Source organism: Roseibium algae (assembly GCF_037783265.1).
Taxonomy (GTDB): Bacteria; Pseudomonadota; Alphaproteobacteria; order Rhizobiales; family Stappiaceae; genus Roseibium; species Roseibium algae.
Window position 1 is genome coordinate 123,485 of sequence record NZ_JBAKIA010000001.1, and the last position, 15,289, is coordinate 138,773.

The window sequence follows — 15,289 nt, forward strand, 5'->3', positions numbered from 1 at the left end:
GCGAAGGCTGCTGACTCACTGAACTGGATGCCGCCTAGTTGCTTTTAGCAAATGCAGCAGATAAATCACCGAGTGTGCCCATCAGGGACTGATAGCCACCTGCTGCAATATAAACCTTTGCTGCATCAAGATAGATGACTTGCCCGGATTTCCATGCGTTGGTTTCAGCAATCAGTTTGTTGTTGAGGGTCTCAGCTGCCAGTGTTGCATCTTGTCCAATCGCTGCTGCACGGTCGATGACAATCAGCCAGTCCGGATTGGCATCGCGGATAAATTCAAATGAGATAGCCTCGCCGTGAGTGGTTGCCTCGACATTTTCAATCGCTGGCTGGATGCCGAGCTCAGTATGCAGCCAGCCGAATCTCGAGCCCGCGCCGTAAACACTGAGCTTTGGTCCGTTCGTCAGAACCACAAGCGCTTTTCCCGCATCTGTAGTCTGGGCCTTTACGTTGTTTACGGCCTTGACCAAATCCGCTTCCAACTTACGCGCAGTATCTTGTTTCCCAAACAGGACGCCATAAGCGCGCAGTCTTGCCTTGGCCTGGTCCAGAAGACCGTCTCCCCAGATGGTCATGTCGATTGTTGGGGCCAGTTCGGACAGGGCGTCAACTTTCGTTGACGAACGGCCACCGGCCACAATCAAACCAGGTTGCAAAGCATTGATGGCTTCAAAATCAGGCTCGAACAGAGACCCTACAACTTCCGCAGTGTTGCCTGTGTCTTTCAGATAATCGACGTAAATCTGCTCTGGCACACCTGCAATCGGCACGCCCAGAGCATTCAAAGTGTCCAGCGCGGCAATATCAAGAACAGCAACTTTTTCAGGGTTCGAGGCAAGCTCAACCTGTCCAAGAGCAGTTTCGATTAACACTGGTTCAGCTTTAACGGCCTGAGTTCCAAGGCCAATAGCGATAAGGATAACCGCCCAACGGAATGCATGCATGTTCGTCTCCATGTCCGGGTGCGTGGCTATCCTTCAGGATTGGCTGGCGCAGGATGTTTTGTCTGGTTTTTAGAAGTCATAACCTCTTGGTCATGCATTGCCCGCGATCCGGTTCAAATAGGCCTCGACACCGGCAGATAGAAAGCCGCGGATTGCGAAAAGTCTTATTTCATTTTTGTTGTCTGCGCTCATGGACGGCATAGCTGCGACAGAGGCCGTAAACATCAAATCGAGAAGCGTCGGCATACTAAGGTATTGACGGCGGTCCTCCGGAACAAAGGTGGCCAAAAGGTCCTTCAATTTTGTAATACCGGGAGCATGATAATCTTGGGCTCGTTCCAATACAGCTTCCTGTTCAGCAGAAGCGCGTTGAATGAGCAAAATAAATGGATCAAGCTGTCCGGTATCCGCATTGAAGCCAAGGTGGGCAAGAGTGCCAAAATAGGCTTCAGTGAGATTACAGACATCTGGTTTATGACTGGCCGCATTTTCTTCAGCTGCAGTGACCCTAATTAGAAGTTCCGCATCCAATTGGGCAAAGCGGCTTTTCAAAAGCTCCAGCAGTAGTTCCGACTTACTACCGAAATAGTAATTGACCGATGCAACATTTGCATCTGAGGCCTCGGTTATCTCCCTTACGGAAGTTGCCGCGATACCTTTCTGCGCCATCAGCCTTTCTGCGTTTTTCAGCAAGCGTTGCGCTGTCGTCTCCGGCTCCATGACGTCTCCTCAAATCCTGTAGCCGATTTAGACCGTTTGAAAGGATATTTCAAACATTGTTTGAATGAAGGCGCATAATTTGTCCTGCCTCATCAAAACGGAGAAGAGCTACAAGCATTGTGTGTGCGTCAACCAAAAAAAAGCCCCGCCGAACTCGACGGGGCCTGCTTAAAATTTGTTGAATTTACTTGGAATCAGCAAGGATAGCATTTATCAGGCCATCGCCATTGGCTTCGATGAAAGCTGCCCAGACAGGCTTGACGGCTTCCTGGAAGGCAGCGCCATCAACATCACTGTTGACGATCATGCCGTCGCTTTCGAGTTCAGCGATCATGCCGCCCTCTTTCTCAATACTCAGCTTACGCTGCATGTCGACGGCTTCCTTCGAAACATCGAGAATGATGGCCTGCTCTTCCGCAGTCAGCTTATCGAAGCTGTTGCTGTTCATGGCAAGAAGCAGTGGCGCATAAGCGTGACGGGTTAGGCTGAGGTACTTCTGCACTTCGAAGAACTTGAAAGAAAGAGTCACACCAATCGGGTGATCCTGTGCGTCAACGACGCCAGTCTCCAGAGCCGTGTAGAGTTCAGCTACTGGAATTTGCTGCGGGTTTGCACCAAGAAGTTGGAACATGTCGTTGAGTGCGATCGAGTTGTTCACCCGCATCTGCAGGCCCACAACATCAGCGGGCTCTTTGATCGGACCACGATTGTTCGTCATGTTGCGATAGCCGTTTTCCGGAAACCCAAGCCCCTTCAGGCCAAAGTCCGCCATCTTGTCCAGCACGCCCTGGCCGACCTCACCATCAAGAACCTTGTAGGCAGTTTCTCGTGTCGGGAACATGAACGGCAATGTGAAGGCTGCCGTTTCAGGCATCAGGCCTGAATAGTTGTTTAGGCCGACCATGGCAAAATCGATGATACCAGAGCGAAGGCCGTCAATCATCTGGGCGTCATTGCCCAATTGGCCTGACGGGAACAGATTGACGGTGATGTTGCCGTTGGAGCGCGCTTCCACTTGCTCTTTGAAGAAAACTGACATGGTCTGCTGCAGATCAGATTCTGGCGCAGCGTGAGCCAGTTTCAATGTGGTTTGCGCGTTGCCGCTGCTTGCACCAAGGGCCAAAGCCCCTGCGAGCAAGAGTGATTTCACATAAGTTCTCATTCGTTTCCTCCTCCAAGACAGTTAACCGATAATGATTTTCATCGGGATGATAATGATGTCCGGGAAAGCGATGAACAGTCCCAGAAGCACCAGATATGCAGCGATAAAGGGCAAGACCCCTTTGACGGCTTTGGACATCGGTACCTTGCCGACGCCACAGACAACGTTCAGCACATTGCCGACGGGCGGCGTGATCAGGCCAATGGAGCAATTGATCACGAACATCAGACCGAAATAGACCGGATCAATTCCCGCCAATTTGATGACGGGCATGAGCAATGGCACGAGAATAAGCACGGTCGGAGCCAGATCCATGACCATCCCGACAGCAAGCACCAGCAGCATGATCACGAGCATCAATGTGCGCGGACTGTCGATCAGTGGACCCAGCAGGGATGCCAACTGCTGCGGCAATTGAGCCACCGTGATAAGCCATGCAGCAACCATCGCGCATCCGACCAGGAACATGACCATTGCGGTGGCCCGGCCAGCGCTGACCAGAACTCTATAGAGCTTCGCCCATGTCAACTCGCAATAGACGAAGGCTGAAATCACAAGCGCATAGACTGCAGCAACAACAGCTGCCTCTGTCGGGGTGAAGACACCGAAGCGAATGCCGCCAATGATAATGACCGGAAGCAGCAGCGCCCATACACCTTGGCGCAGTGCGGTGAGCTTCTCGGCCAACGTCGCTTTTGGTGCAACTGCCAGATCCTCATTGCGGACAAGAAACGACCAGACTGCCACTAATGTCAGCCCCATCAGGAGACCTGGAACTATGCCGCCTAAAAACAGGCTCTTGATCGATATACCGCCAGCCACGCCGACCAGGATGAGCGGCAGAGACGGCGGGATAACGGGGGCAATGATCCCCCCGGACGCCAACAAACCCATCGACCGGCCCTCTGGATAGCCAGCCTGCTTCATCATCGGATAAAGAATGCTGACCAAGGCCGCCGCATCCGCAACAGCCGATCCAGACAGTCCAGCTAGAAGGACCGAAGTGAAGATGGCCACATATCCCAGCCCGCCTTTGCGGTGCCCGACCAGAGTCGTCGCGATCCGAACGATCCGAGCGGACAGCCCGCCAACGGACATGACCTCCCCGGCAATCAGGAAAAACGGGATCGCCAGGAGCGGAAAGCTATCCACCCCGTTTATCAGAGACTGTGCCAAAATATCGACGCTGAACATGTCCATGTAGAGCATCAGTGCGATAGACGACAGCAGAAGGGCGAATGCGACCGGCAAGCGCAGAAAAATTGCGGTCAACAGCACACCAAGAAAAATTGCGAGGGTCATTGGGCATCCTCTTCACCAGTGCCAAATGCATCTGGATTAAAGATCCGCACAACTGCAACAAATGCCATGAGCGCCCCGGAAATAACGCCTGCAAGATAGAACAAGCCGGACGGCAAACCAGTTAATTGGGAGATATTGTTCCAGTTGGCCATCATCTGGCGGAACGCACCCCAAAACAGCATACCAACGGCAAAAAGGATTATGGCCCAGCCGATGCGGCGCAAAAACGGTACTGCACGCGGAAAAAGGTGATCAGATATTTCGGTCACTGCAAGATGCTCATCACGGCGAAGCACCACAACAGCGCCCAGCATCACGACCCAGACAAGGCCCATCCGAGACAGTTCAACCGAAGGTCTCAGACTTGATGAGAAGCCATAGCGCAACACCACATTGGTGAAAACAAGCGCCATCATCACCACCATCAACAGCGCCATAACGGCTTCAATGGAGTTCCATAGCCAAGCGATAAAAAACTTCAAAAGCTCCTCCCAAAGCCGCCGCATTATCTAAACAAGCCACAAATTACACTTTGCTACAGCTCCACACTGAGCATCAGTAATAGCTTGAGTTATCGATAACCCTATGCAATTTTACTATCATCAGGGGCTCCGGACTGTCAATAATTCCCGAACAATGATTTGGAAAATAAAGGTCCTGGCATGAAGAAAATCATTGGATCGCGACCGCGAGGTGCCACTTTGGCTGACGTTGGTCTGGCTGCGAATGTCAGCCCCATGACCGTGTCCAAAGTTTTGCGCAAGACCGGGCGGATTTCTGAGGAAACACAAGAGCGCGTACTCGAGGCTGCGGTCAAGCTGGGGTATGTGCCAAATCAGCTTGCGGGTTCCCTTGGGTCGGCAACCAGCAATATAGTCTGTATCCTTATCCCTTCTGCCAGCGATTCTGTCTATTCAGAAATTCTCAGTTCGATCAGCCGGACATTGCGCCCGCTTGAGCTGCGAACTTTTGTGGGAGAGAGTAATTTTGACCCAGAAATCGAGTATGAGCAGGTGCGGTCTTTCTTGTCCATTCGCCCCGCAGGATTGATCTTGAGCGGAGGGGTTCAAAGACTGGCGAAGACCGATGACATTCTGGAAAAGCACGGGGCAGATACGGTCCAGATCTGGGATGGCGACCGACAGACCGCCACTGCCAATATCGGACCATCCCACGAGATGGCAGGCCGCATGATGGCCGAGCATTTTGTCGAGCTGGGGCTGAAAAATGTTGCCTATATTGGCAGCGAGCTGAGCAAGGATTTATGTGCGGCACGGCGCGCAGAAGCCTTTGAGCACACTGCGCGTCAGCACGGCCTCAAGTTTACCGCAATCACCAGCGAAAGCGCTCCTCGTCAGGCAATTGGCGGGACGCTCCTCACAGAGCGTATGCTTGAAGATCAAAGTGACATCGAGGGCGTTCATTATCTGAATGATGCGATGGCCATTGGCGGCATTCGGGCGATGTATCAGCGCGGCCTTGTTGCTGCCGATCACATGCAAGTTACCGGGTTTAATGGAACATCATTGGCCACATCAGTACGCACGCGGTTGACGACGATAGATATGTCCTACACACACATCGGAGAAGCTGCAGCCAACGCAGTCATCTCATTGGCCGCTGGACAACCCGTCTCGGCGGTCCAAGTAGAAGACTGCAAGTTTGTCCAGGGCAATACGAGTGGAAAGCGAAACTAGACAGGCCAATTTAATCTGTCTGCGCATATCTTAACCAGTCAATGGGGAACTTGTTGAGCTGGAGTTTCCTTCTTGTCTTTTGCGCGCAGGTGGTCGCGAATACTCGGGCCAGACATTTAGGTAGATCGTTTGACGAGAGAGGCGATCCGGAGTGACAAATAGAAAAAACTATAAGGCTGGGCTCCAAGCCAAAATTGCGCTCGATTCGATCCGCGAGGAAATAACGCTTGTGGAACTATCCAGGAAATACGACTTGCATCAGAACATGATCTGTACGCGGAAGGTCAGATGATCGTCGTTCAGCTTTAGGCAAGGCACCTGCGCATGCCCCCTCCTCCCAAGGCAAACGGCAAGGCAGAACGCTTCATCAAAACCCTGCAAAAGCAATGGCCATAAGCCAAGCATATCAGAGCTCTGAGCGCCAACCTAAACCGCCATCTGGATACCTACAATCGCCAAAGGCCTGACGTCGAAATTAATATGAAACCGCCAATAAACCGATTGCCTCAAAAGTCAGTTGGATGCTGTCAAAACCGATGAACTTCAAACACAAGTGCGGAAAGCTGGATTATCGACATGAGATTTTTGATTATCATAATCCTGATGTTGAGCGGTACCGCCCAAGCTCAAGAGTATAACGTTGGCATTCGGCGTATAACAACAAATGTCGCAGGCGTCGAAGTTTCAGTTCGAGTTTTCTATCCAACACAGGAAACGGCAACCGAGACGAAATTCGGGCCTTGGCAGCTATTGGCCGCCAAGAATTCAAAGCTCTCATCAGGTCAATTCCCTCTTGTGGCAATCTCACATGGCTTTGGGGGGAATGACTGGAACCACTATCTGTTGGCAAGCCGTTTGGCTAGGTCGGGGTATATTGTAGCGGCGGTGCGACACCCGGATGATTTTCTCCGTATTGGTCAGCCCGAGATCACTGTGCTTCGGCCCAGTGAACTTAGTGCAGCAATAGATGCAGTCCTTAAAGATAACCGCTTCGGCTCAAGTATCGATGCCGAGAGAATTGGGGCCTTTGGATTTTCTCTTGGTGGGTTCACTGTGCTTGCAGCTTCCGGCGGGAATATTGATTATGCTAAGATCACCCCTCACTGCTACCGTCCCGAAAATGATCCAGAATTCTGTATCGGTGAGGATGGTGGTGAACCATTGCCCATGTGGCTTCGGGCGAGGCGCATGCTCTATTCGATGCCCAATGTGAACTTGACCCAAGACGTGTTTGATTCACGGATCAAAGCTGTCGTCGCAGCCGCTCCAGTAGGCTTACTTTTTGATGATATGTCGCGAACACAAGTACCTGTCATGCTGATTCGGGCAGGGGCAGATCAATCTCTTCGCTTTCCCTATCACGCAGAGAACGTTCATAAGCTTCTACCTAACGAACACATTTATCACGTAGTTGAAGGGCTTCATCACTACGCATTTCTCTCTCCATTTCCCAATGGGATTGCTGGGGAAGTTGGCGAGCCAGCAAAAGACCCTGACGGCTTTGATAGAGCAAAATTTTTGGCAGAAACCAATCAAACCATCGTGAATTTTTTTAAGAAAACGCTTATTCGCAAATAATATGGACCGAAAAATCACGATGTTTGCAAGCTGAACGAACCGGCTCTCAATATAGACCGTTACAGTTTATGGCCGATGGATAGTGGCCTAGCGTTCCGGGCGAGCTCAATCGTCAGAACTTCAACACCATGCACCCTTCAGATCTTGCCCAGGAAGGGGGCGTTCAGTCTAGCTGGTTGGCAGTATTTTCAGACGCATCATCTCCTGCCCATCTGGCAAAGAGGTGAAGTAAAATGATGATCATAGATACAGGGACTGCCACGGAAATCCACACCATTGGTATCCCAAGGGTGTCCGCCGTCAGACCGGATTGCCGTGCAAGATATCCTTTTGCGAAACCACCCTTTAGCCCGATGAAGCAGAAATATATCACAGGCATAATAAAGGTCAGCACGGCCGCACTCTGGATTGCATTGGCCAAGGCCGCCAGAATATGGGGGGGCTCCGGAAACACGCTCTGCATCAAGACCGCGTCCGAGCGGGTCTTGAACGAAAGCGTGGCGCCCAGCAGCCCGGTCCATACCATCGCGTAGCGGGCAACGTCCTCGGTCCAGACGGGGGGCGAAGAGAAAACATAGCGCGCGATGATCTGCACGACGACTGTTACGAACATCACACAGACAGCAAAGACAGCAAGGCGGCGCATGATCAAGTGCAAGCGGTCGCTGGTGCTGATGATGAGATGGCGCATTCTCTGGCTCCGGTCTTGGGCCGGGCGGGCTACGGGTGCAGCCCGCCCGTTGGTTTAGCGGTTTTCGTCAGACAGTTTCTTCCACAGCGCTGTATCTTCTGCGGACATCAGGTCTGAATCGTAGACCGGCAAGGATGCTTCACGGAACACAGCGCGTTCCTCATCAGTCAGACGCTGAACTGTTACGCCCTTATCCTCCAGCGCGGTCAGGCCCTTTTCTGCGGCCTCATCAAGCCATGCGCGGGTGGCGGCATTAGCTGTGACAACTGCCGCATCAACGGTTGCGCGATCCGCATCTGACAATCCATCGTACCAGGATTTTGACGCAATCACGGCTCGCAGTGGCCAGATGACATCGGCGGTGGCAAAGTTTTTCACAAAGTCTGTCTGGCCGAACATCACTGGTATGAAGGGTGAGTTCAGGTAGCCATCGATCACACCCGTTTGCAGGCCGGCGGGGACTTCGCCCCAAGGCACGATCGTGCCGCTTGATCCCCAAGCCTGATACATCGCGATTTGTGCATCGTCCAAGGCCCGCATCCGCAGGCTGGACATATCGGCGGGCGAACGCACAGCCTGGGTTGTGGTGATAATGCCTGAAGCCGGCCCGAGTGGTGCCATAGACAGCAGGATCACGTCTTGCTTGGCAAGGTTTTTGTTGATGCGGGCATAGACGTCGCCGGCAGCCAATGCGCGGTCCATATGGGCGATGTTGTCAAAGATATAAGGCAGACGAACGCCGTAGATGAATGGGTCAACCTGCGCGACGGCGCGTACGTCGGACATCGAAATTTCCAGCAGACCGGTTGAGACCTGGTCGAATTTCTCTGCCTCATTGCCGACAGATCCACGCGGCATTTCGCGTGTCTCCATGCCGCCTTCGTTCAGGGCCTTGGCAAAGGTATGGGACCAGTTGTACGAGCCGGATTGTTTCAGGTCCGGTTTCCCGTCTAGCGCAATTTTGACCTCTGCTGTTGCAGATGTGGCCATGGCAAGACATGCCGCAAGTGTAAGTGCCATAAGTTTCATTGATTTTCCTCCCTTGGGTTAGTTCACAGAAAACCCGAACAGGCGCGGTAAGGCGAGGCTGATTTCCGGCCAATAGACCAGTGCCATTAGCAACAGCACCTGAACGAGAATAAAGGGTAGTGCGGCATAGGCCAGCCGCCAGTAGTTGAGGTTGGTCAGCGCGGATACGACCACAAGGCATTTGCCCAGAGGTGGCGTAATCAGGCCGACGCAAAGGTTAAAACACAATACGATGCCAAGTTGGATCGGGCTGATGCCTTGCTCCAACGCCTGGGGGGCAAACAAAGGGATCAGCAAAGTGAGTGCCACGGGAGTGTCCATAAACATGCCCGCGATCAGGAAAATACCGACAAGAAAAAACAGGTACTTTGTACCCGTCAGGCCGAAAGAGTCGACCCATTCGGCCAATGCCTGCGACCAGCCCAATTGCCCCGCCAGATAGCCCAGCACCGAAATCGCTGCCAGAATGATAAAGATCGTACCGGTCATCTTTGCCGTGGCTTCGACCGCGTCAAAGATCATTTTCCAGTTTAGGCCTTTGTAAAACTGTCCGGCCAATAGTGCGAAAAACACCGCAATTGCCGAACCTTCAGTTGGTGTAGCCAGGCCGAACACCAGCGAACCGAGGATCACAACTGGCAGGCACAAAGCCGGAGCAGCATTGAGCAAGCTGGGCAAGAAGCGCGGCAGATCGTCGGAAGCGCCGCCGGGGTGTCCCTTTATATGGGCAATGATCGCATTCAAGCCCATCAACGCTGCTGCAAGCAACAGGCCGGGCACCACGCCTGCAATGAACAGCGCTGCGACCGAGGCGCCGGTCAAACCGCCATAGATGATCATGATGATTGACGGTGGAATAATCGGCCCGATCATCGATGATGCCGCAGTGATGGCTCCGGCATAGTACGCATCATAGCCACGCGCTTTCATCTCGGGCACGAATGTACGTGACAGAGCGGCGCTGTCAGCAATCGCGGAGCCGGAAATGCCCGCAAAAAAAACGCTGGTGAGAATGTTCACATGGCCCAGACCACCGCGAAACCGGCCAACGATGGACATGGCAAAATCAATCAAGCTGCGGGTCACCCCCGCGCGACTCATGATCTCCGCGGTCAGGATGAACAGCGGCATCGCCATGAAGGCGAAGACATCAAGCTGGGCAAAGATGCGCTGCGGCAGGATCGACAGGTACTGTTCCTTGTCGACAGCGATAAAGGTCAGCACGGACACTGCGCCCATCATATAGGCAAAAGCCGTGCCGCTGATCAGCAGGATGAAAAAGACAAGAGGGATCAGCCACATGTTACACAGCCGTCCGCAGTATACCCGTATCGGCAGTAGTCATTGCCGTCAACTCGGGTGGATGTGTGACAATAGAGCGAAGATCGATATCTGAAGGGGACAGGTTCTCCATATCAGCCAGAGGACGCGAGGTCTCGACAGAGCCGGCGAATAAGGTCTCAAACTCCTTTGCAGCGGACAGCAAACTAACATCTCCCCCCACAGGCCCCAGCATTTGAAGCCCAAACGGCATTCCGGCATGATCGCGCCCGCAAGGCAGCGTGATTGCAGGTCCACCTGTCAAGGACCCACGATAGCACAGCGCCAGCCAGCGATAATAGATATCCATTATCTGCCCGTCGATTTCATTAGGATGGGATTGGGTCCACTTATAGGGTGATACCGGGGACGTAGGCAGGACAATGATATCAAATTCGGCCATCAGCCCGTTGAACTTGCGCAGAATACGGGTCTGTTCGGCATGAGCCCAGCCCCGGTCAAACAATGACATGGTGTGTCCAAGGTCGACGTTCTCCTTGATGTGAGCACCAAAGCTGTCAGGGTCTTCTTTGACACCCTCGCCAAACGCCACACCAAAACTTTCGGCACGCAGAATGTCAAAACAGCGGTCCATATCCCCCAGATTGAGGTCCACCGTGCGACACTCTTTAACATGGGGGCGCAGCAGATCCAGACGGGTACGAAAGATCTCGCGAATGTTCTGATCCACAGGTGCCCCGCCAAAGTCCTCGCTGAAACCAACGCGCAAGTCTTTCAATGCCACCGAAGGCAGCGCCTTGAAGCGATCAGGGGCCGAAGGAGCAGACAAGGGGTCATCTGGATCGTGACCCTGGCATACGTCCAGCATCAACGTAAGGTCATCCATTGTGCGTGCCATTGGCCCAAGCACGGAGATCCCAGACCAGCCCAGAGGCCGCGTGGGGTGAGAGACCACATCAACCGATGGACGATACCCTACGATACCACAAAGCCCGGCAGGCATCCGAAGGGATCCGCCCGTATCAGAGCCTGTGCATAGGGGTAGGAGATTGGCTGCGAGCGCCGCAGCGGAACCGCCAGAAGATCCGCCTGCAATCAAATTGGCATCAAACGGGTTGCCGGTCGCACCCCAGACCGGATTGCGGCTATTTCCTCCGGCCCCCATTTCCGGAACATTTGTCTTGGCAAGGATGATTGCCCCCGCCGCACGCAGGTGTGCGACCATAGGCAGATCCACGTCCGGTATGTAGCTGCGCCCGCGGATGCTGCCGTGCGTGGTGAGCATTCCTTTGGTATTCTGCAGGTCCTTGACGCCAATCGGCAGGCCGTCAAGTGGCCCCTTTGGGCATCCAGCCTGCCAGCGCTTTGTCGCGGCAGCGGCGCTGGTTATGGCAGCTTCGACATCCATAGACGTCAAAGCGTTGATCTTGGGGTTAAAGCGGGCGATTTCTTCCAGACAGACTGCAAGATAAGCGCTTGGAGTCAAGCTGCCATCCTCGAAGGCCGCAAGGATCTCGCAGGCTGAAAGCGCAATCGTATGTGCGTTGCTCAACGGATTACCATCAATTTTGTGAATAAACGTACAAGCACCAAAGTCCTCCCAAACCGTGCATTTGGTTAAGGTAGGGAATTGGTTTCGCAAAAAATAGTGAAATACAGACCTTATACATTAACCAAATGGAATGGTTTTGATATCCTCCGTTGTTTGCTGCAGGCATTTGAGGAACAGCGACAACGCCGCGTTCTTCGAAATTTGGTCTTTACGCCAAAAGCAGCGTGCCTCTGACAACAAGTCACGTGTATCAAGCGGCAAAGCCACGACGTCGCCCCGCGCAGCTTGCGCTTGAGCAAGTCGTTGCGGCAGCAAGCCAAGCGCGGGCATTGCCCGTAAGAGCTCAAAATTCAGGGCAAGCGACAAGGATGCAATTGTATTGTTGGGTGGCGACAGTCCATTTGCTGCAAAAAGTGCGTCCACAGCCTGCCGCGCGACCGAGTTTGCCTGCGGCAATATCCAGGGATAACTGGCGACATCTGCCCATTGTACATCACCTGCTTGCGCAAGCGGATGATTACGCCCGGCGACAACGACGACAGGCTCTGAGAACAATGCCATCTGGTCAATACCAGCCAGCTCCTGAGGCTGCCAAATCCTTGCGATCAAAAGATCCAGTTTCCCCGCCTCGAGTTGTGGCAACAGTTCGACAAAGTGCCCTTCAGAAACGGATACATTTGCTTGCGGTGTGCTGCGCTTGAACAATGCAATGGTGCCGGGTAACAGAGCTGGGGAGACCGAACTGACAACACCGACAGATACAGAGCCTGAAACCCCGCTTATCATCGCCTCAATGTCGAATGCTGCGCGGTCAAGTTGCCCAAGCGCTTGACGCGCATGATCCGCCAGGCGGGTGCCAATCGGCGTCAGGTAAAGCCTGTTACGCTCCCGCGCAACAACAGGCACGCCAACGATCTTTTCCAACTCGGCGATCTGTTTTGACACGGCTGGCTGCGACACCCCAAGTGCCTTAGACACCCGTGCGACCAGTTTTAGATCTGACAGCGCAACAAGGGCACGCAAGTGCCGAAGCGTTATGCCCGGTGGAAAGCTCTTACCCAAAATTTGCAGCACCTCTTCGCAATCACGAACCCATTGTGTCATGATTTCTCAATCGCGGACACATGATTGGTTCGTATGCGATTTCAATCAACTTTGTCGATCAAGACTGAAATTCCTGGATCATTATCTTCTATATTGAGATGGTTCACAAAGACGTCCCAAGTGTAGGTTCTAAAAAGGTTGTTCATTAACTTTGAAGTCTTGAAACTGTTTGGTGCGATCCAAATCAGTTTCAAGGGCTATGGAATGAACAACCTTCTTAGAACCCACACCTAGAGTGTGTTATTTCACCCCGTAGATCTCAGCAATATCATCGAGCATCAGCTGAGCGGCGATGATGCCGCCAGCGGTGTTCCAGATGGCATCGCTGACCCTGTGGAGATTACCGGCCTGAACAGCAGAAAGAGACTGCCAAAGGGGATCACTGAGAACTTCGTCTTCCAGAGAACGGCCTTTGCCGTCGCCCGTGTCATAGGTGAAGTAAAAGATCCTGTCGCCATCCATCTGCGGAATGCTCTCCTTGCCTGTACGGATGGCAAATTCTTCCACATTCTGGTTCGCAGGACGATGGAAGCCGATGTCCTTCAATAAAACGCCGGAAAAACTGTCGAGCTGATAGATGCGGATCTGCCCGGGTACAAAGCGGATCACGGAAACCTCCTCCTCCAAAGAAGAACCGAGTTTCTCCTTCAAGGAAGCAACGGCCGCATCATAGGCGCCGATGGCCTCATCGGCTTCGGCTTGTTTGCCAAGAGCTTCGGCATAAAGGCGGAAGTTGATCTTCCAGTCGCCGCGAAGTTCCTTGGACATAACGGTCGGAGCGATGGCAGTCAGTTGCGGATGGATCTTTTCGTGACGCTGCTTGTTTGCCAGAATAAGATCCGGCTCAAGCGCGGCGATCATTTCAAGGTTGATCGCGCTTTCCTTTCCAACCGGCACCGCTCCCTCCATCGCATCGGAGATATGATCCCACCACGGGGAGCCGTTCCAGGAATTCGCCGCACCGACCGGTATTACACCGAGCGCCAACAGCGCTTCGGTGCCTTCATTGGTCAGGACGACAACCCGCTTCGGTGCATCAGGCACCGCCACGGTCCCCATACTGTCTGTCACATCACGGGCCAGTGCACAGGTTACTCCGAGCACTGCACAAAGGGGCAGTATGCCCAAAGCCTTCAAGAATGTCTTCATTAGAATTCCTCCAATTTATGAGTATTTGCTTCAATAATTAAACAGGTGTATCTGACAAAACTGGAATATTTGTCAATCGGGAGATCGCTGCGTGAGAAACGTTGTTGCCGGGCTGATGCTTTTGCTCTGCGCAGCTGCTGTCTTCAGCCTTCATGCAGGGCTAACGTTTTATTCAACCGGTACTGTCTGGTCCGCCTTGACGGGAGACAGCGGGGTAGAAGCCCTGATCATCACGACCTTGCGGTTGCCGCGCACCTTGATCGGCATTGTAGCCGGTGCTTCGCTCGGGCTATCTGGTCTATTGATGCAATATGTCACCCGCAATCCCCTGGCCGAGCCGGGGCTGCTCGGGGTCAATGCAGGCGCAGCCTTGTGTGTCACGCTCGGCATCTATTTTTTCGGCTTCAGCAGTTTGTTCCACATTGGCGCGTTCGCAACACTAGGTGCGATTGGCACAACGGCCATCGTCTTTTACCTGTCTGCAGTTTCTGGCGGTGTCGGGAAACCAGCGACCACGCTGATGGCCGGTTTCACAATCGCAGCGCTTTTGGGATCTTTTACGCAGACCCTGCTTCTGATTGACGAAACGGCACTGGAAACCCTGCTTTTCTGGATATCGGGCAGCTTTGCGGATCGCCCGCTGGATTTACTCGTTTTCGGCATCCCGATGCTTCTGGTTGGAGCCCTCGGCGCCCTGTTTCTGTCATCCAGTCTGGACGTTCTCAGGATGGATGACAGCAGTGCCAGTTCCGTCGGCGTCAATGTTCGCTTTGCCCGTCTGACAGGCCTGTTGTTGGCCGCACTGCTCTCCGCAGGATCCGTTGCCATGGCCGGGCCAATTCTCTTTCTTGGGCTTGCAGCGCCCCATATGGCCCGTCTTTTATTGCGAAATCATCAGCCATCAGCCACCGGACTGATCTTTGTCACCTTGCTGATAGGCGCGTTAATTGCGGTCAGCGCCGACATCCTGGCCCGGGTTATCGTCGCTCCGGGGGAAGCGCCTATGAGTGCGGTTCTTGCGTTGATCGGAGTGCCTCTCTTGATTCACCTCCTCAGGCAGAAAAGGGGCTTCGCTCAATGA

14 protein-coding genes are annotated in these 15,289 nt (G+C 53.4%); 3 read left to right on the forward strand and 11 right to left on the reverse strand.

Features of this window, described 5'->3' with window-relative positions:
- Window positions 1-34 precede the first annotated feature (34 nt).
- From V6575_RS00545 to V6575_RS00565, 5 genes are all read right to left on the reverse strand, one after another.
- Complete coding sequence (locus V6575_RS00545; protein WP_340272030.1) at window positions 35-943, reverse strand: siderophore ABC transporter substrate-binding protein; 909 nt, start codon at window positions 941-943, stop codon at window positions 35-37.
- A gap of 90 nt (window positions 944-1,033) precedes the next feature.
- On the reverse strand, window positions 1,034-1,663 hold the full coding sequence (locus V6575_RS00550) for a TetR family transcriptional regulator (protein ID WP_340272031.1): 630 nt from the start codon (window positions 1,661-1,663) through the stop codon (window positions 1,034-1,036).
- A gap of 184 nt (window positions 1,664-1,847) precedes the next feature.
- Window positions 1,848-2,825: a TRAP transporter substrate-binding protein gene (locus tag V6575_RS00555; protein ID WP_340272032.1), complete on the reverse strand. Its 978-nt coding sequence runs from the start codon at window positions 2,823-2,825 to the stop codon at window positions 1,848-1,850.
- Window positions 2,826-2,846: 21 nt separating this feature from the next.
- Entirely contained in the window at window positions 2,847-4,127 is a 1,281-nt protein-coding gene (locus tag V6575_RS00560) for a TRAP transporter large permease subunit (RefSeq protein WP_340272033.1), read from the reverse strand.
- Complete coding sequence (locus tag V6575_RS00565; protein WP_340272034.1) at window positions 4,124-4,609, reverse strand: TRAP transporter small permease; 486 nt, start codon at window positions 4,607-4,609, stop codon at window positions 4,124-4,126. The genes V6575_RS00560 and V6575_RS00565 overlap by 4 nt, the downstream gene beginning before the upstream one ends.
- A 180-nt stretch (window positions 4,610-4,789) precedes the next feature.
- Between V6575_RS00565 and V6575_RS00570 the strand changes: the two genes are divergently transcribed.
- Window positions 4,790-5,824: a LacI family DNA-binding transcriptional regulator gene (locus V6575_RS00570; protein ID WP_340272035.1), complete on the forward strand. Its 1,035-nt coding sequence runs from the start codon at window positions 4,790-4,792 to the stop codon at window positions 5,822-5,824.
- A 576-nt stretch (window positions 5,825-6,400) separates the two neighbouring features.
- Entirely contained in the window at window positions 6,401-7,402 is a 1,002-nt protein-coding gene (locus V6575_RS00575; RefSeq protein ID WP_340272036.1) for an alpha/beta hydrolase family protein, read from the forward strand.
- Between the two features lie 163 nt (window positions 7,403-7,565).
- Here the strand turns inward: V6575_RS00575 and V6575_RS00580 are convergent, their stop codons facing one another.
- The 6 genes from V6575_RS00580 to V6575_RS00605 form a co-directional block, all read right to left on the reverse strand.
- Window positions 7,566-8,093 carry a TRAP transporter small permease gene (locus tag V6575_RS00580; RefSeq protein WP_340272037.1) on the reverse strand — a complete coding sequence of 176 codons (528 nt, stop codon included), beginning with the start codon at window positions 8,091-8,093 and terminating at the stop codon, window positions 7,566-7,568.
- Window positions 8,094-8,147: 54 nt separating this feature from the next.
- Window positions 8,148-9,122: a TRAP transporter substrate-binding protein gene (locus V6575_RS00585; protein WP_340272038.1), complete on the reverse strand. Its 975-nt coding sequence runs from the start codon at window positions 9,120-9,122 to the stop codon at window positions 8,148-8,150.
- Between the two features lie 18 nt (window positions 9,123-9,140).
- Window positions 9,141-10,424 (reverse strand): TRAP transporter large permease, encoded by a 1,284-nt coding sequence (locus V6575_RS00590; RefSeq protein ID WP_340272039.1) that lies wholly within the window; start codon window positions 10,422-10,424, stop codon window positions 9,141-9,143.
- 1 nt (window position 10,425) lies between these two features.
- On the reverse strand, window positions 10,426-11,955 hold the full coding sequence (locus V6575_RS00595) for an amidase (RefSeq protein ID WP_340272040.1): 1,530 nt from the start codon (window positions 11,953-11,955) through the stop codon (window positions 10,426-10,428).
- 117 nt (window positions 11,956-12,072) lie between these two features.
- Window positions 12,073-13,059: a LysR substrate-binding domain-containing protein gene (locus V6575_RS00600; RefSeq protein WP_340272041.1), complete on the reverse strand. Its 987-nt coding sequence runs from the start codon at window positions 13,057-13,059 to the stop codon at window positions 12,073-12,075.
- 240 nt (window positions 13,060-13,299) lie between these two features.
- The gene (locus V6575_RS00605) at window positions 13,300-14,208 is read right to left on the reverse strand and encodes an ABC transporter substrate-binding protein (RefSeq protein ID WP_340272042.1); all 909 of its coding nucleotides are present in this window, start codon (window positions 14,206-14,208) and stop codon (window positions 13,300-13,302) included.
- Window positions 14,209-14,299: 91 nt separating this feature from the next.
- Here V6575_RS00605 and V6575_RS00610 point away from each other — a divergent pair, with 91 nt between their 5' ends.
- A complete protein-coding gene (locus tag V6575_RS00610) occupies window positions 14,300-15,289 on the forward strand; it encodes a FecCD family ABC transporter permease (protein ID WP_340272043.1) in 990 nt (329 codons plus the stop codon).